Origin of the sequence: Alteromonas sp. KC3, from assembly GCF_016756315.1 — a bacterium.
Taxonomy (GTDB): domain Bacteria; phylum Pseudomonadota; class Gammaproteobacteria; order Enterobacterales; family Alteromonadaceae; genus Alteromonas.
Genome location: NZ_AP024235.1, coordinates 645629 through 671102, shown reverse-complemented (window position 1 = coordinate 671102; position 25474 = coordinate 645629). Strand labels below are relative to the sequence as shown.

The 25474-nt window shown below is 45.3% G+C and carries 21 protein-coding genes; 4 read left to right on the top strand and 17 right to left on the bottom strand.

Going from position 1 to position 25474, the window contains the following annotated elements:
* Positions 1–46 precede the first annotated feature (46 nt).
* Positions 47–679, top strand: a complete 633-nt coding sequence (locus JN178_RS03000) for a thiol:disulfide interchange protein DsbA/DsbL (protein WP_159624062.1) — start codon at positions 47–49, stop codon at positions 677–679.
* A 69-nt stretch (positions 680–748) separates the two neighbouring features.
* The gene (locus JN178_RS02995) at positions 749–1339 is read left to right on the top strand and encodes an HD domain-containing protein (protein WP_202263500.1); all 591 of its coding nucleotides are present in this window, start codon (positions 749–751) and stop codon (positions 1337–1339) included.
* Here JN178_RS02995 and mobA read toward each other — a convergent pair.
* From mobA to JN178_RS02925, 14 genes are all read right to left on the bottom strand, one after another.
* Positions 1328–1966: a molybdenum cofactor guanylyltransferase gene (gene mobA / locus JN178_RS02990; protein WP_202263498.1), complete on the bottom strand. Its 639-nt coding sequence runs from the start codon at positions 1964–1966 to the stop codon at positions 1328–1330. The genes JN178_RS02995 and mobA overlap by 12 nt on opposite strands.
* A 2-nt stretch (positions 1967–1968) precedes the next feature.
* Positions 1969–3171 carry an alginate export family protein gene (locus tag JN178_RS02985; RefSeq protein ID WP_442859690.1) on the bottom strand — a complete coding sequence of 401 codons (1203 nt, stop codon included), beginning with the start codon at positions 3169–3171 and terminating at the stop codon, positions 1969–1971.
* Between the two features lie 141 nt (positions 3172–3312).
* A complete protein-coding gene (locus tag JN178_RS02980) occupies positions 3313–4191 on the bottom strand; it encodes an ABC transporter ATP-binding protein (RefSeq protein ID WP_159624070.1) in 879 nt (292 codons plus the stop codon).
* A gap of 28 nt (positions 4192–4219) precedes the next feature.
* Complete coding sequence (locus tag JN178_RS02975) at positions 4220–5215, bottom strand: ABC transporter permease (RefSeq protein WP_201283781.1); 996 nt, start codon at positions 5213–5215, stop codon at positions 4220–4222.
* A gap of 74 nt (positions 5216–5289) precedes the next feature.
* Positions 5290–6696, bottom strand: coding sequence for a CmpA/NrtA family ABC transporter substrate-binding protein (locus JN178_RS02970; RefSeq protein WP_202263495.1), 1407 nt, complete (start codon positions 6694–6696; stop codon positions 5290–5292).
* Positions 6697–7149: 453 nt separating this feature from the next.
* On the bottom strand, positions 7150–8466 hold the full coding sequence (locus JN178_RS02965) for a methyl-accepting chemotaxis protein (RefSeq protein WP_202263493.1): 1317 nt from the start codon (positions 8464–8466) through the stop codon (positions 7150–7152).
* Positions 8467–8651: 185 nt separating this feature from the next.
* Entirely contained in the window at positions 8652–10250 is a 1599-nt protein-coding gene (locus JN178_RS02960; protein ID WP_202263491.1) for a diguanylate cyclase, read from the bottom strand.
* Between the two features lies 1 nt (position 10251).
* Complete coding sequence (locus JN178_RS02955; protein WP_232369680.1) at positions 10252–11754, bottom strand: bifunctional metallophosphatase/5'-nucleotidase; 1503 nt, start codon at positions 11752–11754, stop codon at positions 10252–10254.
* A gap of 76 nt (positions 11755–11830) precedes the next feature.
* Positions 11831–12820: a glycosyl transferase family protein gene (locus JN178_RS02950; protein WP_202265878.1), complete on the bottom strand. Its 990-nt coding sequence runs from the start codon at positions 12818–12820 to the stop codon at positions 11831–11833.
* Positions 12821–12851: 31 nt separating this feature from the next.
* The gene (gene cobA / locus JN178_RS02945; protein ID WP_232369678.1) at positions 12852–13841 is read right to left on the bottom strand and encodes a uroporphyrinogen-III C-methyltransferase; all 990 of its coding nucleotides are present in this window, start codon (positions 13839–13841) and stop codon (positions 12852–12854) included.
* Between the two features lie 66 nt (positions 13842–13907).
* Positions 13908–16736 (bottom strand): nitrate reductase, encoded by a 2829-nt coding sequence (locus JN178_RS02940; protein WP_202263483.1) that lies wholly within the window; start codon positions 16734–16736, stop codon positions 13908–13910.
* Between the two features lie 22 nt (positions 16737–16758).
* Positions 16759–17130 carry a nitrite reductase small subunit NirD gene (gene nirD, locus JN178_RS02935; RefSeq protein ID WP_202263481.1) on the bottom strand — a complete coding sequence of 124 codons (372 nt, stop codon included), beginning with the start codon at positions 17128–17130 and terminating at the stop codon, positions 16759–16761.
* Between the two features lie 33 nt (positions 17131–17163).
* Entirely contained in the window at positions 17164–19713 is a 2550-nt protein-coding gene (gene nirB / locus JN178_RS02930; RefSeq protein ID WP_202263479.1) for a nitrite reductase large subunit NirB, read from the bottom strand.
* A 322-nt stretch (positions 19714–20035) separates the two neighbouring features.
* A complete protein-coding gene (locus JN178_RS02925; RefSeq protein ID WP_202263477.1) occupies positions 20036–21601 on the bottom strand; it encodes a SulP family inorganic anion transporter in 1566 nt (521 codons plus the stop codon).
* Positions 21602–21873: 272 nt separating this feature from the next.
* Here JN178_RS02925 and JN178_RS02920 point away from each other — a divergent pair, with 272 nt between their 5' ends.
* Positions 21874–22161, top strand: coding sequence for a hypothetical protein (locus JN178_RS02920; protein ID WP_202263475.1), 288 nt, complete (start codon positions 21874–21876; stop codon positions 22159–22161).
* A gap of 333 nt (positions 22162–22494) precedes the next feature.
* Positions 22495–23823: a nitrate regulatory protein gene (locus JN178_RS02915; protein ID WP_202263473.1), complete on the top strand. Its 1329-nt coding sequence runs from the start codon at positions 22495–22497 to the stop codon at positions 23821–23823.
* A 9-nt stretch (positions 23824–23832) separates the two neighbouring features.
* Here JN178_RS02915 and JN178_RS02910 read toward each other — a convergent pair whose 3' ends face one another.
* The 3 genes from JN178_RS02910 to JN178_RS02900 all read right to left on the bottom strand — a co-directional run bounded on the left by JN178_RS02910 (position 23833) and on the right by JN178_RS02900 (position 25471).
* Positions 23833–24336 (bottom strand): nucleotidyltransferase family protein, encoded by a 504-nt coding sequence (locus tag JN178_RS02910; protein ID WP_442859689.1) that lies wholly within the window; start codon positions 24334–24336, stop codon positions 23833–23835.
* Between the two features lie 106 nt (positions 24337–24442).
* A complete protein-coding gene (locus tag JN178_RS02905) occupies positions 24443–25117 on the bottom strand; it encodes a phosphatase PAP2 family protein (protein ID WP_232369676.1) in 675 nt (224 codons plus the stop codon).
* A gap of 33 nt (positions 25118–25150) precedes the next feature.
* Positions 25151–25471: a BolA/IbaG family iron-sulfur metabolism protein gene (locus JN178_RS02900; protein ID WP_202263470.1), complete on the bottom strand. Its 321-nt coding sequence runs from the start codon at positions 25469–25471 to the stop codon at positions 25151–25153.
* Positions 25472–25474 lie beyond the last annotated feature (3 nt).

Sequence of the window (25474 nt, the reverse complement as noted above, 5' to 3'; positions counted from 1 at the left end):
TAATCTCATCGGCGATAATTAGTTAAATATTATAGGGATTGTTTCCATGAAAAAGTTTGCAGTCATGTTTATCATGGCAATGCTTATGCCACTTACGGCATGTGCCGAAGGCTCATCATCTAAGTGGAAAGAAGGTACGCACTACACTGTACTAGACAAAGAAGCGACTGATAAACCAGTAATTACTGAGTATTTCTCTTTCTGGTGTCCGCACTGCTTCCAGTTTGAGCCTATTGTTGCTCAGATCAAAGAAAAGAAAGCCGAAGGCACTAAATTCAATAAAGTACATGTGAACTTCATGCGCTTTACTGGCCCTGACGTACAAGATGCTGCAACCAAGGCTATGCTGATTGCCCGTGCGATGAAACAAGAAGATGCAATGAACGGTGCTATCTTCAACTATATTCACAAGCAACGTGCTTCTATTACTGGTCTACGTGACCTTCGTAACATCTTCGTTGTCAATGGCGTAGATGGCGAAGAGTTCGATAAAATGGCAAAGAGCTTTGGCGTTAACAGCATGCTGCGTAAAAACCAGCAACAAATTGACGCTTATCGCGAGCACTTAACGGGTGTACCTAACTTCATTATTAATGGAAAGTACCAGCCTACCTTTACTGCCGATATGACATTTGACGATATTGCAGACCTCATTGTTTGGCTATCTGAACAAAAATAAGCAAAAATATACCTTATAAAATGGGCGCATTAGCGCCCATTTTTATTATTCAACAAGGAATTCGAACCTATGGTTCCAGTAAGTGAATTTGCCGACTTTATTTGTGAGCTTGATAAGTTAAAAGCAGTAAAGCGCATGATAACCCTGCCCGTTGACGGAGAACGTAAAGAAAACTCTGCCGAACACAGCTGGCACGTTGCACTGATGGCAAATATGTTGAGTCAATATGCTAACAAGCCAATTGATGTGACTCGCGTAATCCGCATGATTTTGATCCATGATATTGTCGAAATTGATGCCGGCGACATGTTCGCTTTTAACGAACAGCAAGATCACGATGCTCAAGCCGAAAAAGAAGTGGCCGCAGCCAAACGAATTTTTGGCCTATTGCCAACGCCTTTCAACGACGAAATGTTGGCCTTGTGGTTAGAGTTTGAAGAGGCTACAACGCCGGATGCTGAATTTGCCAAAGCTATGGACCGCGTTCTCCCCGTTTTTCAGAATATGAAAAATGAAGGTGGCAGTTGGAATAAGCACAATATTGCGAGAAGTAAGATAGAAAAACGCAATGCACACCTTAAAAGCTGCGCACCTGCACTTTGGGATTACGTGATGGCGCAACTCGATATCGCAGTCGCTCGCGGCTGGTTACGAGATTAATGCATATTCGTGTGGCGTATTTACATTTAACAATGTTGGTTTAATTGCTGTTGGTGTGGGTATTCCGACTGCACCAACGGCATTAATAACCGCGCGCATTGAAGGCGATGCAACGCTATTTTTCAGCGCTCTCAGTTTATGTTGGTGGCAATACACATTGTATATGACCAAAGGAAAGCACTCGTTTTCAAAGTAAACGCTTTGCTTTGTTTCACGCGCCTTATCTAATAAAAAGTGAATGGAAGACGGCGTTAATAGTGGCATATCAACGGGCAACACTAAAACAATCTCAGTTAATGCGAGGTTGTTTTTGCCAGCCGTAACCTCAATGTCGCTATCTGCAGCTTTTTTTGAATTCAATTGATATAGCGCACTTATAAGTGCTGCACCTGGCCCACAAAAAGCAATGTCGTCAACCACATCACAGCCTTTTTGACCAACACTTACTACGTTTGTTATTCCAGCGCGTCTAACGGTATCTTTTGCTGTAGTGAGAAAGGTGCGCTGCCCAAGGGCTAGTTGCGCTTTGTTTTGCCCCATGCGCTGTGATTTCCCACCACATAGAATAAGGGCGCTGACAACATCAGCGCCTTCGTATTTGGCTTCGTACGTTTCAAAAAGTGCCATAATTAAAAGCGCGTGCCAACCCACATCCAAAAGCGGTTGGTATCTACTTTTATGTCACCGGCATCATAGGCCGCGTACTTAATACCGAATCGATATTTATCTGCAAATGTCGTCGTGTATTGTGCATTAATTTCGCTACCCAAATCATCAACCTCAGCTGTGCTCTCATCAGCAGAGTAATCATGATAGGCCAACAACCATTTTCCACCAGCAGCTTTGCCAGACAAGGATAACTTTAAGTCTTGCAGCCCTTGGGTTGGCGTTGCTAAAAATAGGTCCGCAAAGCCGTTAAACTTATGTAAGGTAGCCAATGGCGTAGCAAAACCATAAAGACCATCGTCAGAACCCAATACTTCATAATCTATTTTCGCGGTTATACCTGACATTGTTGCGCCTAAATATGCGTTGAAGTAAGAGGCATCGAAATCCACTGCGCTTTCTGCGCTTCCTGACTCACTTGACTGTGTCGCAAACTCTGCGCCATAAGCCCAATTAATGCTGTCGCCTTGCATTTTTCCGTCATAACTTACGCCGTAGGTATCTAGCGCATTGCTCGTATCGTTATCTACTTCAAGTAAGTAGGCATAGGCGACAAATTTACCCACTTTCGATTTGTAAGTCGCATGCAGGATATGATCTTTTGAATCTAAATCTGCTGCTTCAGCAAAAATGCGATTGCGTTTGTACAAATAGCTGTAGAATAACTCTAGCTCTTTATTTACTGCGTATTTCGCACTGACTGCGTCGAATGTCTGTTTGTCTTGACGCCACGCCACATGACCCACAAAACGATGATCATCAAGTGTGATGACTTGGCGTCCAACGCGAGCGGTAAAGTTGTCGTTTTTATATTGAATATAGGCTTGATCGAGTTCGGTCGTCTCAGGATCGGCGATAACAGAATACTCGCCTACGTTGAACCCTGTTGGCCCAACCGTAAACTCATCTTGTCCCATTACAATACGACTATCCTCAACCTCAGCTGTAAAAGAGAACCCATTAACACTTCCGGTTGAAAACCCTAGCCATGTTCTAAGGGTTAGGGAGCTCGCATCTTTAAGTGCGTTGTCTTGATCAACAGATTCATAGCGTAAATTAAAGTCAGCGTATGCGGTTGAGTTACTCAAAGCATCATGGATATCATTCGCCGCAGCGTGTGAAGCGAAAGCCATGAGCATTGACGTAGAGAGTAGCTTCAAACTCATTTTGTGTAGCGTGTTCATGTGTGTTCCCTTTCAATATTGTTTTTTTAAGCATAGCAGCGCCCTACCCAATAAAAATGGCAAAGGAAAACTGCTTGAAAAATGGTTGCGACACGTGGTCGCTAAGTTCAGAAGCCGACCGCGTTAGGCAGCATCTGATTCATTTGCGTCTTTTTTTTCAGATGACACCTCTTTAGATAGTTGTTTAGAATTTTTTTTGCCGTGTGAAGCCACGGTTTCCACTTTCTTCTGTTTGTCATAAAGAAAGGTGAGCACTTCATGGCGGTAGTGGTTGTATTGCTTATTGTCAGCAAGGGCTAAGCGGTCTCTTGGTCGCGGTAACGCTATATCGAGTATTTCGCCAATGGTTGCAGCAGGCCCATTGTTCATCATCACAATTCTATCTGAGAGCAAGACTGCCTCATCGACATCATGAGTAATCATGATAACGGTGTTACCCAAATCAGCATGTATTTCCATTAAAGAGTCTTGAAGATGAGCACGAGTAAGCGCATCAAGTGCCCCAAAGGGTTCATCCATCAATAATACTTTTGGCTCCATGGCTAGGGCACGGGCGATACCTACACGCTGTTTCATACCGCCTGAAATTTCACTGGGCAGCTTGTCTAATGCATGGGTCATGTGCACAAGTTCAAGGTTGTGCATGATCCAATCTCTCATCTCACTTTTCGATTTACCGCGCATAGTTGACTTCACTGCTAGCTCGACATTTTTATAAACACTCAGCCAAGGAAGCAAAGAATGATTCTGAAAGACAACTGCTCTTTCAGGGCCAGGAGTACGAACCTCTGCACCATCTAAGATAACGCCTCCTGTGGTAGCCTGATGAAGGCCTGCGACAATATTAAGAACCGTCGATTTACCGCATCCAGAATGGCCAATTAATGACACAAATTCACCTTTGGCTATTTTTAGATTAACATCGGTTAGTGCGGTAAAAGGGCCTTTAGGCGTTGGAAAGTCAATACCCACTTGGGCAAGTTCTAAATGTTTTGAAGACATCGTATTTTTTCCTTTATCCTGCGAGTAATTAACGTAAAACGCTCGACTTGTCCCAACTTACAGCCCGTTGTACCGATAGCATAAGACGGTCCAGCACAAAGCCGATGGCACCTATTGTCAGTACAGCCACCATTATCCTTGCAAGAGATTCTGAACTGCCATTTTGAAACTCGTCCCAGACAAACTTTCCAAGCCCTGGGTTTTGCGCCAACATTTCAGCAGCAATCAATACCATCCACCCAATACCTAGTGATAACCGCAGCCCGGTAAAAATCATCGGAATAGACGAAGGCAAGACAATCTTTGTTAGGTGAGCAAAGGGCGTAAGGCGAAGCACTTTGCTGACATTGATAAGGTCCTTATCAATATTTGAAACGCCAACTGCAGTGTTGATAAGTGTCGGCCACAAACAACACAGCGATACCGTAAAAGCAGATGTCACAAACGACTTTGAAAACGCAGGGTCGTCACTGACGTATAGAGCGCTAACAACCATAGTAACAAGCGGGAGCCAAGCTAGTGGGGAGACTGGCTTGAATAATTGAATCAGTGGATTTATTGCCGTATACGCCGACTTACTTAAGCCACACAAAATTCCGACGGGAACTGCAACCAGTGACGCGATCACAAACCCCACCATGACGGTATACAAGCTCGTCCATATTTGGTCAAAGAACGTTGGTGCGCCAGTAAAGTCACGTAGTTTTGGTACATATGAAGGGTCTTGTTTCACTCGCTCTGCGTTTCGCGCCTCTTGACGTTGATAAAACGCGTCGGCTTTTTCACGCTGTGCAATATGCTCATCAATTAAAGCGCCCGCTTGTTCCCACACCTCTGCGGGTCCAGGAAACTGCCCCAACGAGGTATCGATACTTTTCGCAACACCGTTCCACACAGCGAGAAACATCAGTAAGCCGATAATGGGCAATAACAAGGCTGGTGTCATGTTATAAACGCGACCTAACGTACTATTGTTTGTCGATGCCGATGTTGGCATTCGAAGAATTGTGGTCATTTTGCTCATCGCTTGCTCCTGACACCTTTCATGAACTTACAAGTTTGACGGCCTTGACTCTTTACAAGGCCGCCTTATTTACCTTAAAGAACCGTTTTACCTTTTAGACCAATACTGAACTGCTCAAGGTAAGCATTTGGTTTGCTTCCATCGAACGTTACACCGTCTATAAATTCACTTTGTGGTGGCTTATAGCCAGTCTCAGTGGCGAACTCAGGAAAATCGGCTGCATTTGCTTTGCCCTCAGCAATTAGCGCGAGTGCTGCTTTAGCGTAAGTCTCTGGCTTGTATACTTTTTTAGCCATTTCTTTATACCATTCATCCGATTTGGCTTCTGATATCTGTCCCCAGCGGCGCATTTGTGTCAGGTACCAAATAGCGTCGCTGTAATAGGGGTATGTAGCGTTGTAGCGGAAGAATACATTGAAGTCAGGCACATCGCGTTTGTCCCCTTTTTCATATTCGAACGTGCCTGTCATGCTGTTGGCAAGTACGTCTTCATCAGCCCCAACATACGTACTTTTTGCAAGTATTTTGACGGCTTCAGGACGATTGGCGTTGTTGTTTTCGTCTAGCCACATTGCTGCTCGAATCAATGCTTTGACTACGCGAATATGTGTATTGGGGTGTTTTTCTGCCCAGCTTTGGCTTACACCAAAGACTTTTTCGGGGTTGTTCTTCCAAATTTCATAATCGGTAATAACCGGTACGCCGATATCCTTAAAAACAGCTTGTTGATTCCATGGTTCGCCAACACAGTAACCATAAATAGTACCCGCCTCCATAGTGGCTGGCATTTGAGGAGGAGGTGTTACCGAAAGCAGCGCTTGCGCGTCAATCTGCCCTGCAGTATCGCCTTTATGCGGCGCGTAATAACCAGGGTGAATACCGCCAGCCGCTAACCAATAGCGCAGTTCATAATTGTGCGTTGATACAGGGAACACCATGCCCATATTAAACGGCTTGCCGGCACTGCGATATTCATCAACCACAGGCTTTAGATAATCAGCTTTGATTGGGTGAACAGGCTTTCCGTCTTCATGCGGAATATGCGCTTTCATTTTTTCCCAAATCTCATTAGAAACCGTGATCCCATTGCCGTTGAGATCCATACTAAAAGCAGTTACAACGTGAGATTCAGTACCAAAACCAATCGTCGCCCCTAATGGCTGACCCGCTAGCATGTGCGCGCCGTCAAGCTGTCCGTCGATAACCCGGTCAAGCAATACCTTCCAATTTGCCTGCGCCTCAAGGGTGACGTATAACCCCTCGTCTTCAAAAAAGCCTTTCTCGTAAGCAATGGCAAGCGGTGCCATATCAGTAAGTTTGATAAAACCAAATTTGAGTTCTTCTTTTTCAGGCCAGCCTACCGTTTGCTCTTGTGCTATCGCAGAGGTAGATACTGCACAAAAAGTCACAGCGAGTGCGGTACACACGGTTACACTCGCCTTCGAAAATCGCTTTATTAGTGATGTTGTTAACCCAGTCATACGTGTTCCTCGTAGCCAAAAAAAAACCCACCAGCTGTCGACACTTAACTGTCGCGCTTGGTGGGCTTCGTTGCCAGGTTTGTAAGCTCACAGTACTTACAAACTGTTCAAATTGTAATTGGTAAGCAAGGAATTCCCGCTCACACCTCTTCTTTGTGAAGGTTTAAAAAAAACCAAATAGCGTATTGTTATTATTATTCACTTATTACCAAGTTAAGTCTCAAGTACTTCCCTGACTCGACTTGATTCCTTGTTGTTCTTCGTAAAATAAGTTGAGCGCATCATCTGCGCAGCATTACGGAGTAAGACAGAGCAGCGTCCGTGCCAAAAAATATAACTCACTGATATTTATAAATATTAACTACTATGAAGACAGAAACTGCGCCGCAACATGCCATGTTAATGCACCAAAAAAGTCTTTTTGTTCAACTGTGGTGCGCATTGGAACACTCGCTATAACTTTTGCGTAAACTGCCCAATAGCGTTAACCACCTCATCAGCGCCATGCTGTATCTCTGTCATCGCTTTGCCCGATTCATTGGCATATTCCAATGCTTCTCTGGCTTTCTCTTGACCCGCTTCAATCAGCTGTACGGCATTCTCGGTAAGCTTTCTGTTTTCGACAACAACACTCACAATCTCTTCTGTAGCACTACTTGTTCGTGATGCAAGTTGACGGACCTCATCGGCCACGACTGCAAACCCGCGCCCTTGATCACCCGCTCTTGCAGCTTCGATAGCGGCATTGAGCGCCAGTAAATTCGTTTGATCAGCAATACCGCTAATACTCTTTACCAAATCAGCGACTTTTTGCGATTGCTCGTCGAGATCTTTAATACCTTCACTGGCATCACCCATTCGCTTGGCAAGTTCGTTCATTGTGCTAACTGTTGCCTTTTGAATATCACTCCCTTTTTTAGCCTGTTCTCCTGTTTCTTTTGAAATAGTGAACGCTACATTGGCTGCCTCAGAAATAGCAACTTCACGCTGCATTTGCTCTGTAATTACTGTGGCAAACTTAGCGACTTTGTAGAGTTCATTGTCTTCGTTGCGAATGGGATTGTAGGAAGCCTCTAGCCACACTTCGTTCCCTCGACTATCAATCCGCTTAAAGCGCCCTGATACCACTTTACCGGTAGCTAAGTCCTGCCAAAACGTTTTGTAGGCTTGCGACTTTGCTTCTTCTTCAGTGCAGAAAATACGATGGTGTTTACCTACAATTTGGTCTTTCTTATATCCCATACCAGTAAGAAAATTCTCATTGGCATTGAGAATAGTGCCATCCAATGCGAATTCGATTACCGCCGAAGAACGATGCAGGGCAGTTATTAAGTCTCTAAGTTCATTGCTATAGGCGATATTTTGGGTCTGCTCAGCCATATAAAAGGCAATATAATCAACATTGCCTTGTGCATTATCGACAGGCTGGATAATGCCTCTTACCCAAATTTCATGCCCTGAAGCATTCTTTAAATTAAGCGCACCATGCCAATGTTCTTGCTGTTTAATGGCTTTAAGTATCGCTTTCACATCATCTTTTTTATGCGATTTAGCCGGTATTAAAGACTCCAGGGACTTACCCTTTATGGCATCTACTTTATGACCGCTAGCCTTTACAAATAAGTCATTTGCATCTGTAATTCGCCCTTCTTTATCAAGTTGAACGAACAGCATTTCTTCACGAAGTTCCTGCTGGACCATTTTAAAAGCAGCTAACTCTTGTTGTAATCGTTGATTTTCGGCAATCAATTCTTTGTTTTTGAAAAACATCCAATACTCCCAAGCTAAATCGGCAAACATATATGCAAAATTAAAGATAGCAGAGCATCGAAGAGCGTGCCGAAAATCGACGCACGTGCCGAAAATAGAACTGAAATGAAAGATGAAAATAGCAGCGTAAAGAAGACTTAAGTATGCAGGCTGTTGCACTACCTAGAGCGTGTTGACAGTTGAGGTTAAGGCTGTCGTATAAAAACGCAACGATTTCGACCAGCATTTTTAGCTTGATACAATGCGTTATCCGCTAAATTCAACAGAGTGTCGGGTTGCCAATCATTTTGTTCGTCAAAGTAAAAAGTGGCAGCGCCAATACTGACCGTTATGTAATCAGAGACGTTACTTTTAGCGTGAGCGATGTGTAACTGTTCGATAATCTCCCTCGCTTCTTCTGCCTTGATACCCGCACCGCGCTGGTCAGTATTAGGCATAATTGCCACAAACTCTTCTCCACCGTAACGTGCGCAGAAATCGGTATTGCGGGCAATCGCTTTGTTTAACCCCTTTGCCACTTTCTTAAGACAGGCGTCGCCTTGAGTGTGTCCATAATGGTCGTTGTAGGCTTTAAAGTGGTCTACGTCAATCATCAACACGGTTAACGGCCACTTGTGACGCTTCGCCATGGCTCTGCTTTTTTCAATTTCTAGTTCAAAAGCACGCCGATTTGGAATGTTGGTTAGCGCATCGCTCAATGACAAGTTTATGAGTTCAGCTTCTTGAGATTTAACTCGCTCAACGTAGATAGAAAAGCTTTTCGCTAGGCGAGCAATCTCATCATCCCCGTCGAGTGATTTAACCTCTTCACTGTCGTTCTCAACTAAATTAGTTAGCGCTATCAGCCGCAAAATAATGCGTTTGTAGATATAGAAAATAATGGCACAACAAATCAGCATGACAATTAACGACAGCGCAAGTGATAGACTTATTTGTTTCGTAACACTTCGATTCGCGTTGTCGGCGTGTTGATAGGTAGCTTGTGTAATAGATGCCGTTCGATATTCTATATTAGACGCTACTTCTTCAGCCAAGTGTTCAACGAAACTACCGCGTCCCCGCGAACGCCCCCTGATCCGCATGACATTAGCTTGCTTGTCTATCATTCCCCATTCATCGAGTACCGCTTCTTCTAACGATGACACCAACGCTTGACTACTTGCGCTATTGTTAGACGCTGCGCGAAGCTGTGCGATGCTATTTTCAATATTACCTTCTAGAAGTCTTAGCTCGTGTAACTGGAATTGTTGGTTAATCTGGGCAATTTGTAGAATGAGCGACACCAGCATTTTAGAATGTTGCAGGTCGACAAATTGCTCATCGTTCCCCTCAAAAATACTATTGAGGTAGTCAAAGAGTGCTTCTCGCTCTACACTTACTTCCTTTTCAACATCAATTCGTTGCGTGACTAAAGCATTAAGCTCGTCAATTTCCTGCACAAGTACGCTAAGTTGAGTCATTAAGTATTTGTCGCTGAACTCGTCATGAATAATGGGCGCTCTTAGACGGTTGAGAGAATCATCCAGTGCCGCTTTGACAATTCGTCGAGATGACTGGTTCTCAGACGCAGTAAGTCGCGCCGTGAGTGATATTAAATGCTGTACCTCTCGGGTAATTTCTGTGGCTTGACTGAGTGTAGGAATTGAGGTTGTAGCAACATCACTTAATATCTTTCTAACATCGTCCAGTCTGAATATCGACATGGCTAAAATAAACAAGAACAGCCCCATCACGCTACATTGCGCCAGTACAAAAAACTGAAGGGTCTTTTTTTTATTAGCCATCCTACCTTCCTTTTGCCACATTCAAAATACGCTGCGTATTATGCGTAGATACATTGTATTGATTGGCAATTTTCTGAACTACAAGGTCGGATATTTGGGGAGGCCGTGCTGTTTGACTGTTAAGGCGCGGTGCATCTTTCAGCGCAAAGTAACCATCTCCACCATTAGCGAGAAAGTCGCTTGTAGCAACCGAGTACATTCTTTCAGGGCGCAGTGGCTCGCCACCCACACTAACAGATTTAACGCGAGAAAAAGGCTTTGCATGACTATCAAAGGTATATTGCATGCCAGCAACATGAGGAAATCCACCTTTAACATTTTCATACTGAGATAGCCCCTGCTCTAGCGCTAGAATCAGTTGATCCCCTGAAAGGCGTAACGATACTACACTGGCGCGAAACGGCATTTCCACTACGATATCCTGTCGCGATATTGGCATTCCAGGCTCGTATGTTTTATTTCCGCGAATGCTTCCTCCATTCAAAAGGGCAACATCGGTATTGGCATAGTCTTTAAGCGTATCAACAACAAGGTTAGCAAAGCCGTTTTCTTGACTTCTTACCTCTGCACGAAGGGTTGAATGTGCAGTGTTCCACTCACCAATTTGTATATTGAGCAAGCGCTTAAGTCGAGCTTCATATCCGTAAACTTGCTCTTGTACGCTGGGATTTGGACTAAGCGAGCCTAGCTTTATTTTTTCAGAAGATGTGACCGACCATGTGGGGTGCTTTTTAAGGCGCGCCACAACCGCGTTACCTGATTGAGAAAGGCTCAGGTTTCGGGGGTTTTCAGTAGGGTCGTCCAACTTTTTCTCATTTAAGCGACTATCGGAAATGAAGGCTACATCCACAATATGTTTGGAGAGTAAATTATCGATAAAAGTGAAAGGATAAGAGTAGTGAAGCAAGACTAGGTCGGCCCCCCTTTCACGCAATGCTCTAGCTTCTTCGATTATGACCTTTTGTGGTGATTCAATGGCTATATCGGAGAGTTGGTATTCACTTACAACCCTTTCGTGAAGCACAGAGATAACGCCCAAAGCTACATTGTCTTGTTTAATTATGACAGATGTTTGAAGACCATCAGGCCTGCGCCCTTCACGCCTAACAACGGCGTTACTCGCAACAAATGGAAATGCTGCTTCGTAAGAACGCAATGACAATTCGTCCTCATAAAAGCTAAATTCCCTTTTAGTTACTCCCATCACGTCGGGCTCAATGGAGTTAAGAATATCAATGATATGCGACCCCCGATCAAACGAGGAGAGTGCACTAGGCCCGATAGAGCCGCCACCAAATACGAAAAATACGGTTTCGTCTTTGCTGCGGTATTCTTTAACCAAGGTTTGTAATTGTGGATAGTAGCCAGCATGCTCGTCACTGATATCAGGCATATCTGCAGCAAGTACTAGCGTAACGCTTGTATCGGACTCCTCAGCGCGAGGGGCTAACGACACAACAATTAAAAAAAGAAAAATAAGCCCAAGTCGCATAACATCACACATGGAGTACCTTGTTAATACTATTAACAATTATACCCATGTGTATGTCAAGACTAAGGCAGTTAAAGCAGACTATTGTCTAAGAAAATGGAAGAGAAGATTTATCGCGCTGCAGCCACAATGCCTGTGCTTTTGCTATAGCATCTGACGTGTTGTGCTGCTCTAGCAATACTAAATAACTTGCCAGTGTTCCAATAATGGCCTGTTCGCCATAAACATGATTGCGTATGCCTTGCCATACTTCTAGCATATCATTCACGTCCATTCGGGTGTCTTTCAGCGCCCATTTTTCGGTAATAACTGGCAGTCGTATCTCCTGCGTTTCGCCGTTACGGGTTACAAAAAGCGCTGTTTCCCTTTCGCCATTGACTTCTGGATCTCCGCCGTCCCCGCGAAAACACAACGCATCAATATGAGGGTAATTTTCATTAACATGACAGTGCTTGTGGTCGAGGTGCATGTGATATACGCCTTGAACACAGTACTTCGCTGCGGTTGGGTTTAGCAAACGGGCAAGTGTGTTGGCACACGAACGCAAGCCAAATACTTCTCGCAATTTTATGATCGTATCTAAAGCGGGCAATAAATACGATAAATCTAGATAGGTAACACCTTTGGCATCAAGTTGATGTTTAGCGTCTGAAATGTTTTTTGCCTCAGCAAGCCCGAGTATCGGTAACGCCTTACTGGCGTACAATCGTCCAGAACCAGGCTCATGAGCGCCGTGCAACATAATACGATGCCCCTCTGCAGCCAGTACGGCTACCGCCAATAAATACCAAGGAAGCTGACGCCGCTTTCCAGCATAACAGCCTATATCAAGGGTAGGAGTCAGTGTTTGAACGTCACCTTCGATAAGCTCGCGACAGGCATCAACGAAGCCGATGACTTCTTCAGGGGTTTCTTCGCGAGTACGCAATAACATCAAAAATGCCCCCCGCTGATCCCCCGTCACTTCACCAGCAAGTACCATTTTCATGGCGTTGTACGCTTCATCGCGGGTTAAACTTCTTCCGCCTTTTTGTCCTTTGCCAATGATTTTGATGTATTCGCTGAAGGCTTGCTGCATATTTTTATTAATGACGTTGTTGATAATGGTGTTAGTAATGTTGAAAGCGTCGTGCATCAAGCAGACACTGATTAACGTGTTGTCGAGACTCTACCACCTTTCCGAAAACAAGTAACGTAGGGCCTGTTAAATTAGCGTCTCGCACACGAGTGCTAATAGATGATAGCGTGCCTGTGATAACACGCTGGTTTGATGTCGTCGCGTTTTCAACCGCTGCTACAGGCCAATCAGCAGGTACGTCATAGCGCATCAAGCCCTTAGCAAGTCCATCAAGTCGGCTTAACCCCATGTAAACCACCACGGTTTGCTTTAGCACGTTTTGAGCAAGCGGCTTCATTTCAGGCCATTGTGAAGCATCTTGGAAGTGCGCGGTAATAAACGAGACTGATTGAGCACAGCGTCTATCTGTTAATGGAATACCCGTATACGCTGACATGCCGGATGCCGCAGTAATGCCAGGTACTATCGCATAGGCGACTTCAGCCTTATCAAGCGCTGCAGTTTCTTCGCAGGTACGGGCAAATAGCGCAGGATCTCCTCCTTTTAACCTAACGACATTTTTGCCCTCTAGTGCCAACGTTACCACCCTTTCACAAATAGCTTGCTGTGTGAAACTGTGTTTCTTGCAACGTTTACCCACGTATTCTTTTTTCACATGTTGTGGGATCATCGCTAAAACATCTTCACTGACTAGCGCATCAAAAAGCACAACATCGGCCTGCTGCAGTAAACGCAGCGCCTTCAATGTAAGTAGCTCTGCATCACCTGGCCCGGCCCCAACAATAAACACTTGCCCCACATTTCCTTTGGCGCTTTCAACATGGCTTGTATCGCCAAGCCTCCTCAATGTGTCTGAAACAGCCCCACACTCATCATTTGAGCTGCGTCGATAAACGTTTAGTGCTGCTGTTCCAGCGCTTTCAAATAGACTAGGTTTAAGCATGCTAGGCTCAAATGTACGCTTGTTTAAAAAGAGTACATGGTTGAAAAACGGTTTAATTATTGTTGATAACCAAGACATACTTGAAAGCTCCAAAAAATGACAAGGTTAATAAGACACGCTTATTAACCCCACGACAAAGAGAGGTTATTGAGACTGTGTGGCAATAACCAAATTGCGCGATATAAGTTGAGACAATGCAGGTTTACACGAGCCACAGTTTGTTCCACATTTAAGTGCTTCTCCTAGGGCTGATACGGTTACTGCCCCCTGATGCACAGCTTCAACAATGCTCTTTTCTCTCACTGCAAAACAGCTACACACGAGTTCGCCTTGCATAAATCGTTCATCAACGTGCCCCCGCAACAACTGTTGTTGCGTTTGCAGCTCTATGGCATCGCCCAATACTTGATTGGCCAACGCAGTCAGCCCTTCGCCATTGAGCACACTCATTGACGCATCAATAATGTCGTTAACGTTATCTTCCAGTACCGCAATGAAACATACTGCGCTGTTATTCGTGGCGATACACACCGTGTGCGTTTTATGATGGCAGTGAATGACCTGTAAGGATTTGGGCAAGGCATCCAGAAAGTTAGCTAGCATCTCGCGACGAGATGCATTACATGCAATATTATAGGCCGTCCCTGATGCGCATTTATCTGTTTCTAATGGCGTTTTACGCCAATAGTGACAAGCCGCTTGTAGCGCTTGTTCCTCAATACTGTTGTCAAAAAATACGTGTCCAATGACATCAAATGGCGCAGGCTTTATCATCGCAGCCGCATGCTTTAGCTCTGGCTGCCCTGAAACAGGGTCTACCGCACTGGCGTACAATGCCCCTAAATGGCAATGCGATCCCCACTGCGCCGACCAATGAATAGGAATAAAAACTTCACCTCTTCGTATACTGTCATCCATTTTTACCGGATAAATAACAGGTTGAGCGGTGAGTGCATCTTGAGGCGTTTTTGCGCTTCCTTTGGCCATGGCCGGACTTTCGAGTGATACTAACTGCCCGTGTTTCAGAGAATATTTTGTGGCGTCATCAGGGTGAACATGAACGCTAGCGTGCTTCATGTGCGCATGTAACTTTGCTGCTTTACCCGTACGGGTCATCGTGTGCCAGTGATCGCGAGCGCGCCCACTGTTTACAATAAAGGGGTATGCGTCACTTGTTTGCTGCAATGGCGCGCGATACTGCACAGCAATGAGCTTTGCTTTGCCTGAAGGTGTAGAGAAAACTCTATCCGCAAATGGGCGTCGGGTATGCAAGTTTAGGGTTGGTTCACCATCATAGCTTAAGTCTCGCTTTTCAAACGGCCACTGTATTGGCGAGAGGTTGTTGTATTGGCTCTCGCTCAAGCCTTGCAATGGCGATAAATCTAACTGACGCTTTCCATTGTTGCGAAACCCGGTTAGCCCGGCGTATTCGCTAAATATTTGTGAAGGATGAGTGTAGTCAAATGCTTCTGTAAAACCCATTTTCCTTGCAACATCGCACATAATTTGCCAATCGTGCTTTGCATCACCTGGGGCAGGCAAAATGCCTCTCTGCCTTGAAATACGTCGTTCAGAGTTAGTAACTGTGCCGTCTTTCTCTGACCACCCCGTGGCGGGTAAGGCAACATGAGCAAACTGAAGCGTGTCATTGGCGTTCACAATGTCAGAAACTACAACCATCTCGCACTGGGTTAACGCGCGCTCAACTTGGCGTCGGTTTGGCATACTAACAACAGGGTTGGTGCCCATGATCCAAACAAATTTAACCTTTCCTTGCTCAATGTCATTAAACAAGTCTACCGCTTTTAACCCCTGCTTTTGTGGCATAACCGGGGCATTCCAGTAGGTTTTAATCGCATCTACATGCTCAGGATTCTCAATATCGCAATGCACGGCCAACATGTTGGCAAGGCCGCCTACTTCCCGCCCGCCCATTGCGTTAGGCTGCCCAGTTATCGAAAAGGGGCCACATCCGGTTTTACTGATCAAGTCAAACGCCAAATGACAATTGATGATTGACTGGGCCTTATCGACACCACTGGACGACTGATTGATCCCCATGGAGTAGAAAGTCACAACACGTTTTTGCGTTGAAAAAAGTGCATAAAAAGCAGACAAAAGAGAAACATCAACATCACAAAGCCGTGCAGTGTTTTCAATAGCGCAGTCATTAACGCTTAGCAAAACGTCGTCGAGGCCCTCTGCAAATGCCTTTACCGCATTATGATCGATGCGCCCTGTGCTCTCTCCATAGGCAAGAAGACCATTAAACAGCGCGACATCAGTTCCCGGCGCTATCGCTAAGTGCATATCAGCAATCGTACAGGTCTCGGTTTGCCTCGGGTCTATGACGACCACTTTCATATCGGGGTTTTGGCGTTTAGCTCGCTCAATTCTTTGAAAAAGAACGGGATGTGCCCAAGCAGCGTTACTGCCTGAAATCAAAATCAGGTCGGTGTTTTCTAAGTCTGAATAATCGCAAGGAACGACATCTTCACCAAATGCGCGTTTATATGCAGCCACCGCTGATGACATACACAGACGTGAGTTGGTATCGATATTGGCACTGCCGATAAAGCCTTTCATCAGCTTATTGGCAACATAGTAATCTTCGGTTAGAAGCTGACCTGAGACATAAAAAGCAACGGCATCCGCGCCATACTGCGCAATAGTAGATGTGATTTTATCTGCAATAACGTCTGTGGCCGTGTCCCAATCCACAGACTTTCCTGCTACGGTTGGGTGAAGCAAGCGACCTGATAAGTCGTTTGTTTCTAGCAGGTTTGTTCCTTTTACACACAATCTACCATAATTGGCGGGATGCTCGGGCGTACCAATAACGTTGTCCAGGGTAATGGTACGCTTACTCACGTTGCAACTGATATCTACACCACAACCCACGCCACAATAAGGGCACGTGGTTTGTTTAAGCTGCTCGCTCACAGCATCATGTTGTTGTGTAGCCATATTCATGTTCTTACCTTAGATTGTTGCACTATTGGGCAATGTAGACGTTACCGTCTTCAACTTTTACCTTAAATGCTCGCACCGACACATCGTCTCGCTCTTTACATAGCCCTGTCTCTAGGAAGTAATGCTCTTTATATAAAGGGGATGCCACTACCGGCGCACCACCAATAGAACCCAGCAACCCGCGATACAGCACATTGGCGTTGCCAATAGGATCAAAGTTGCTGATAGCGTAAACCTGAGATTCACCGTTCATTTTGATATGAAAGATAGCGACCTGTTCGTTCTCTATTAGTGCGCATACGCCGCTATTGGTGACTAAATCACCGGTAGTGCACGCGCAGTACCATACTGTTTCTTCAGTGGGCATTGCGGATAAATCGTGTGCTGCCGTCATTAGTGTGCTCCTTTTGTCTTTTATTCAGTCGTTTTACACCATAGACACTGGGATAAACTGCCCAACGCCTGCGGCTTTTTCGGCTACGGTTGCAGGCCTTACTTGCCCGCGCTCAGAGACAAACTGAATATTGGTGTCAGTTTCAGAACTATTTACAAACTGGCGAAAACGCTTGCGTGACTGTGGGTCTTCAATCGTGGTTTTCCACTCGCATTGATACGCGTCGACTACCGCATCCATTTGCGCTTCAAGCTCGCCATTAATGCCTAAAGCGTCATTGATGACGACATCTTGTAGGTAGGCCAGCCCTCCTTCTAAGTTGTCCATCCACACCGACGTGCGTTGAAGTCGATCGGCAGTTTTTACATAAAACATCAGCACGCGGTCGATGTATTTGATTAAGGTTTGCGTGTCTAAGTCGGTGGCGAAAAGGTCGGCATGGCGAGGCTTCATACCGCCATTTCCGCAGACATAAAGGTTCCAACCTTGTTCCGTCGCGATAACACCAATATCTTTACTTTGAGCCTCTGCACATTCACGGGTACACCCTGACACCGCGAACTTTATTTTGTGCGGCGCGCGTAAGCCTTTGTAACGATTTTCAAGGTCGATAGCGGTACCCACAGAGTCTTGAACCCCATAGCGGCACCAGGTACTGCCTACACAAGATTTCACCGTTCGAAGCGCTTTGGCGTAGGCATGTCCTGTCTCAAAACCACCTTCAACAAGCTTTTGCCAAATATCCGGTAGTTGCTCAACACGGGCGCCGAATAAATCGATACGCTGGCCACCTGTGATCTTTGTATAGAGTTGATATTCTTTTGCAACTTCACCAAGCAATATGAGCTTCTCTGGCGTAATTTCACCACCAGGTACACGTGGTACCACAGAGTAGGTACCGTCTTTTTGCATATTCCCTAAATAAATGTCATTGGTGTCTTGCAAAGGTAAATGTGACTCTTTAAGGATATAGTCGTTATAAACCGATGCGAGTATTGAGCCCACAGCGGGTTTGCAAATTTCACACCCTAGGCCTTCACCGTGCGCCTCAAGCAATTCATCAAAGGTACGAATACCGTTGACTTTGACAATATGAAACAGCTCTTGGCGGGTATAGTTAAAGTGTTCACAAATTGCTTTTGACACTTCAACACCGCGCTTTTCAAGCTCCCCGTCGACAACATTTTTGAGTAATGCCGCACAACCGCCACATCCTGTGCTTGCCTTGGTTTCGCCTTTTACGTCTGCCACGCTGCAGCAGCCACCATCGATGGCCGACACAATATCGCCTTTGGTCACATTCAAGCATGAACAAATGGATGCCGTGTCAGGTAGCGCATCTGCACCTAAAGCCGGAGTGTCACCGGAGGTGGGTAAAATAAGGCTCTCGGGGAATTCAGGAAGTGCAATATCATTAAGCGCATACTGCAACAGCGTGTCGTAGTCGCTAGTGTCACCAACTAACACGGCGCCTAGTACTCTCTTTTGTTCGCTGTCTACCACCAGTTTTTTGTATACACCCTCAGGTTGATTAAGATAGGTGTAGCTCAACGCCCCTTCCGTGCGTTCGTGCGCATCACCAATAGAGCCAACCTCAACCCCCATGAGCTTTAACTTTGTGCTCATATCTGCGCCTGTAAATACGCTGTCACCACCAGTGAGATGGCTTACTGCCGTGCGTGCCATCGTATAACCTGGCGCAACAAGGCCAAATATTTTGTTGTCCCACAGCGCGCATTCACCAATAGCATAAATATTCGGATCAGACGTTAAGCAGTGATTATCAATGGCAATACCGCCACGCTCACCAAGCGTTAATGACGCTTTTCTGCCTAGTTGATCAGAGGGACGAATTCCCGCTGAGAATAAGATCATGTCGGTTTCAAGTTCACTGCCATCAGCAAAGACCATTTTGTAACGACAGCTATCACCCGCTTCAATTGACTGAGTGGCCTTTTGCGTATGAACGGTAACCCCTAGTGATGAAATTTTTTGCTTAAGTACATCGCCGCCCGTCGTGTCTAGCTGCACAGCCATTAGCTGTGGGGCAAATTCAACAACATGCGTATCAAGCCCTGCCTGCTTGAGTGCATTGGCAGCTTCTAGACCAAGTAAACCACCACCAACAACAACCCCAACCTTACTGACACTGGCAGACGCTTCAATAGCCAGTAAGTCTTCAATGGTTCTATAGACTAAACAGTGTTCTTGGTCGTTACCTTTAATTGGCGGCACAAATGGATATGACCCTGTTGCCAACACCAGCTTGTCGTAATCGAATTTTTGACCTTCAGAAGTAACAACGGTCTTATTCTCTCTGTCGATGTCTGTCACTATGGCATTGGTCACGACATTAACGCCCCATGACGCATATTGTGCAGGCGTAGTTAGCGCCAAGTCATCTGCGCTCGCGCCGCTAAAGTAGGACGATAGATATACACGGTCATAGGCGAGCCGAGACTCCCCGCAAAGTACGGTTATGTCGGCGTTTGCATCGCTGTTATGTAGTTGCTCGACAAAGTGGTGTCCCACCATGCCATTGCCTACGACTACGATGCGCGTTTTTGAATCAGATGACGTCATGTTTTTCCCCTTTCTTCGGGACAAAAAAAAGCCCGCGCCAACTTTCGTTGGTGCGGGCTTCGTTGCCTACTTTCGTTAAGTATTGACAAGATACCTAACTAACACATTTTACGGAGTGTTATGAATCACACTTCTAGCAATCAACACAAAATTACTAGTACACACTTTACGTATAGTGATATCCAATAACAGTGCCAATTACTTAACTAATTGTTTTTACATTAAATATGACAAAAACGCCGGATATTTCTAATGCTCAGATGCACCAAACAAACGCATTCATGTATTCGCTTGGTGCAAACTTACTGAGTGTGCATATCTGCTATGCAAGTTTGTCCGTAGCCACGCGATAACGCGGGTCTTCCACCACATTAATCTCTACAAATTTGTCTGCCTTGCGCAGCAAGCAGCGGCACTCGTCACTAATATGGCGAATGTGCAGCTTTTTACCTTGCTCTTCATATTTGTCAGCCAAGGTATCTAACGCATCAATACCCGACGAGTCCCAAATGCGAGAGTCTTTGAAATCAATCACAACATCGTCTGGGTCGTTGGCAATATCAAACAAGTCTTTAAAGTGAGACACTGAGCCGAAGAAAAGCGGACCATCAAGCTCGTACACTTTCCAGCCGTCGTTATCGATATGTGATTTTGCCTCGATATGACGTGCGTGTTTCCATGCAAACACCAATGCAGACACAATTACGCCAACCACAACGGCTATTGCCAAGTCAGCAATAACGGTAACGCCAGTTACCAAGAAAAGTACAAAGGCATCTTCTTTGTTCACGCCGCGAATAATTCTAAACGACGCCCACTCAAATGTTGCAATGACCACCACAAACATAACGCCAACCAGTGCCGCTAGTGGGATCATTTCAATAAGAGGGGCAGCAAAAAGAATAAAGCCTAGCAGTACCACTGCCGCTGTAATACCAGACAAGCGACCGCGACCGCCTGAATTAATATTGATCATGCTCTGTCCAATCATGGCACAACCACCCATACCGCCGAAGAAACCGTTAACCGTGTTAGCAACACCTTGACCAACACATTCTTTGTTTCCGCGACCACGGGTATCTGTCATTTCATCAATCAATGAAAGGGTAAGTAGCGATTCAATTAAACCCACCAAGCATAAAATAACCGAGGTAGGCAATATAATCATGAAGGTTTCCCATGTGAACGGCACCATAGGTATGGCAAAGCTTGGTAGCTCACCCGCAAGTGTCGCGGAATCACGCTGGTCCGCAGGTAAAAGGTCGCGTACAAAGTCGATAACCGTGCGCGCTTCTAAATCTAAACCATGCACCAACGCCGTTACCGTAACAATAGCCACCAATGAAGCTGGTACAGCGGTTGTTAACTTAGGCAGCAAATATATGATTGCCATGGTCAGTGCCACCAAGCCTAGCATCCAATAGAGTAATGTACCTTGCATCCATTGCAGCTCACCTGCGCCGTTAATCACCTTAAACTGACCAAGCTGCGCAAGGAAAATAACAATGGCGAGCCCATTAACAAAACCTAGCATTACGGGGTAAGGCACCAGTCTTATAAATTTTCCTAACCGGAATACCCCGCATAGTATTTGCAAAAGGCCTGCGAGAATTACAGCGGCAAACAGATACTGCACGCCGTGCTGTGCTACAAGGGCAACCATTACAACCGCCATAGCGCCGGTTGCGCCAGAAATCATACCTGGACGACCACCAATGGCAGAGGTAATTAGGCCCATCATAAATGCCGCGTACAAACCAATCATTGGTTCTACACCGGCCACAAATGCAAAAGCTACGGCTTCAGGTACCAGTGCTAGCGCAACGGTAATACCTGAAAGCACGTCGTTCTTTACATTACTGTCTTTACTGGTAATTAAATCGAACATGTTCTCTCAGAAGCTTAAGTGTTAAACACAAAAGGCCGCCTTGGCGTTTCAACAAAATGTGGAACACCAACACGGCTTTTAAAAATTTGTTGGCGATTCTATCACCATTATCGCTCAAAATCGCCACGTAAACGTTTAAATTAGCGCTCGCTTGCTGACAAACAGCACACACCGTGGCATCGTAATGCCAGTATTTTTTGCGAAGTGCGTGGTACATCGCACACTTTATCGATTAAAAATAATGGCTATCACTTCACTATTAAGGAGTTAACGTGGTCCCTTATATCTTGACTATTTTATGCGTGCTGGTTGCTGGCGCTATCCACTGGGCATCACCCAAGGCTTACTGGAAAGCGACAATGGTATCGACAGCAATTATATTGCTCTTTTCTGTCGCGGCGCTTTTCATCTTTCAGGCGTCAGGTATGTTAGTAAGCGAACATACTGGTGAGAATGCAGATTTCTCTGGGCAGATGCTAAACATTACTATTCTGGTCTCTTTCTTCGGTTTCCTTATTTCTCTGTTTGTGGGGTGGTTTTTGCGCGTAGTACGCAACTAGCGGTATCGAGGTTGCACCACAATGGCGCAACCTCTTGGTTTTGTTTTCACTTTTAGCCCTTCTCACTCCTATCTCTTCTCATTCTTACCTCTTTCTTTTGTTACCTTTAACGCATTCGACTTCTCTTTTTAAACGTCTTTCATTACACAGCGTTTTTCTTTACCCATAAATCAAGCGCGTTGGCGCGACTCATATACATTCTTACTTGATGCTGAAATAAGAGAGTGTTGCGATTTCACTCAGAAAGGCATAGCTGTTGCAAGGTATCGTGACAAGTACGCTAACAACAAAAAAAGTACGTTCAATACGTCACACAGGTACACCCGTAGAAACATGCTAAAACAAAAAGAAACTTCTGCAGCGCTATGTAGCGATGCAACTAAACGTTTTTTACTTGCGGCTAAACACGCAGAAATTACCGTGTTAGAACAGTTGTCGAGCAATTGTCGCATTGTTATTGCGGTTTGTGATCTTGTGCACGCACTACAAAAAGAGCGCGGCGCCAGTAATATCTTTTTGGGCTCAAAGGGAGCGCGTTACTCAAGCGCTAGGCTTCAATATATCAGCCACAGCGAAAGCGCTGAGTCACTGTTAAAAAGCCATTTAAAATCGCTTTACCTTACCAATGCGGTAAGCTCGGGAAACCCGCGTTTACTCAGCAGTATCACGCTAGCAATGCAAGCCACTGACTATTTGCCACACCTTAGAGAACAAATTAGCAAGCAAGGATTCTCCGCACTTGAATCAACACGTGCATATAGTCGACTTATTGCCAGCTTGTTAACTGTTATTTTCGAAGCCGCGGATATTGCCAGTGACCCTGATATCACTCGGCTGCTTGTTTCTCTTTTTAACTTTATGCAAGCCAAAGAGTACGCAGGACAAGAACGCGCATGGGGCGCAATTGGATTTGCTGAAACTCACTTTGAGTCTCATTTGTGCGAAAAATTACATACCTTACAACACGCCCAAGACCATCACTTTACTATTTTTAGTGAGTTCAGCCCACCTGCCAGTATGCAATCATTTTGCGAATTAAATGAAAGTGAAGCGACATTCGATGTCTTGCGGTTACGAAAAATGATTGCGCAACTAAGCGATGGTAGCCCTATTTCTGAGGCCATATCAGAAGTGTGGTTTGACGTGGCAACACGACGCATCGATGCATTGCAAACAATTGAAGTTCAGCTTACTCAATCATTATTGGCGCAAGCAAATCAAAAAGTGATAGACGCCAAAAACGAAATGACAAACCATCAGCAATTGCTCGATAAATTCAACGATGAACATTTAAGTGAAGGCTCGCCACTGACCTTGTTATTCGACCCTAACATGCCTGGTCTTGTAGAAGATGCTGGCAAAGACAATGTCACTCCCGCCGCGATTGATGAGCAAACACAAACACTTGCCGCACACCGCTCGTTTTATGATTTACTTCGGGTACAGGCAAAACATATTGAAGACATGGGGAGAGAGCTCGATGAAGCCAAGCGCGCCATTCATGAGCAAAAGGTCATTGGACGCGCCAAACTTGTGATAATGGATAAGTTTAACTTAAGCGAAAATAGCGCTTATAGACGGTTACAGAAACAAGCGATGAGCGAAAACACAACGATTGCCTCTATCGCCACCAAGATAGTGACTATTGCTGAAAAGATGTAGCGCTACGTATCAATAACGAAGAGTTAACTGTGGCCATATTTTAAGCCAATCTTTTTGCTTCACTCGCGAGTTAAAGATCTCGCGACGTGGATAGCGAGGGTTAATAGATAGCGTGCTGGCAAAATTAGCCTGTAGACCAAAAGGCGCCAACACCTCTACACGCCCCGATTCATTTAGCTTAACCGCAACACACGTTTCTTTTTCAATCCAATATGAAATGGCCTGTTCGCAACTTTCGTAAGGATTGTGGCCATGCAGAGTATGCATTCTAGCTTGATTTTTCACTTGCCAATTGGCTTCGGGCATCATGTCGTGCAAGCGACGTTCAAGCTCTGCGTCACGCCCTTTCTCACTTTGTCGGCAGAAATAAATAACATCTACATCGTTTAGTGGTGTTGAAGAAGGTTTGTTGTGAAGTACATCCCAAATGGCGTTTCGTAAAAAGCCCGCGCCAATATAACCTTGGGGTAGAGCAAGCTCCCTTAGTGCGGTTAAGCAGCGCATGCGGTACATATCACTTGCAAGCAAACGCGACACTTTTTCTACATAGTCAATGCTGCCACCAGCGTTGTTACTTTCCATGGTCGTCTCGCGCTAAAATATGATACTTCTGTAATGGTTATGACGTTTTTACACGCAACTTGCGCTTCCATTTGATCACATAAAAGCTCAGCGCCGCCATACTACCACCCGCACACCATCCCGCCACAACGTCACTGGGCCAATGCATCCCTAACATGACTTTGCTTATACCAATTGTCATAACCAATATCGCTGCTACCAAATACACCCAAAGCCGCACAGCCCTATTCTTTGTAAAATGGTTAAGCAAGTACGCGATATAAAAGTAGACTAAGGTTGAAAGTGTAGTGTGCGTTGAAGGAAAGCTATGGTCATACAATGTTGCAGTGTGATCAGCTAAAGGCGGTCGTGGTCGTGCGATCCCTGCTTGAAGCAAAAATGTGACGGCCAAACCTATTACAACAGCGCAAACAAAGGTCAGCGCTTTGCGTTGTTCTCCCGCAAGCAATAGGGCCATAGCCACTGACACAGTGACAAATAAAAGTACGCTTAGGCTACCTAGCACTGTTGCATCTTGTAATAGCGCTTGTCGCCACGGGGCAGCATTTCCCACTTCGCTAAGCAAGGCGTACAAATTGTTGTCCATCGGTGTCAGCACGCCCATGTAAACAAACAACATGCATAACAAGAAGCCAGTGCCAAACACTAGCACTTGTATCGAAGGCGCCCTAAGAGCATCCAAAAAAACGGCGAAAACGCCTACTTGCTTCATAATTACTTCCATTTAAAAACGATGATATGTTGTTTAGGCGTCGTGCTTGCTGCCGCCCAAACAGTTTGGCGATGTTAACGATTCCCCACCTCTTGCTTCCCACTCTTTCGATGTATAGGTATGAAGAGCAAGTGCGTGAACTGGGCCCGCCAACGCCTCAGCGGCCAATGCGTTTACCTCTCTATGGCGCGCTAGCAAACGCTTTCCTTCGAAAGCATCACTTACTACCGTAACTTTAAAATGACTCTGCGCCCCCTCTGGCACATTGTGCATAAAGCTTTCATCTAACACTTCTAAATAAAGCGGTGAAAGTGCACTGCGAATCGCTTCTTCAAGAAACGTTTTTACTTGCATATG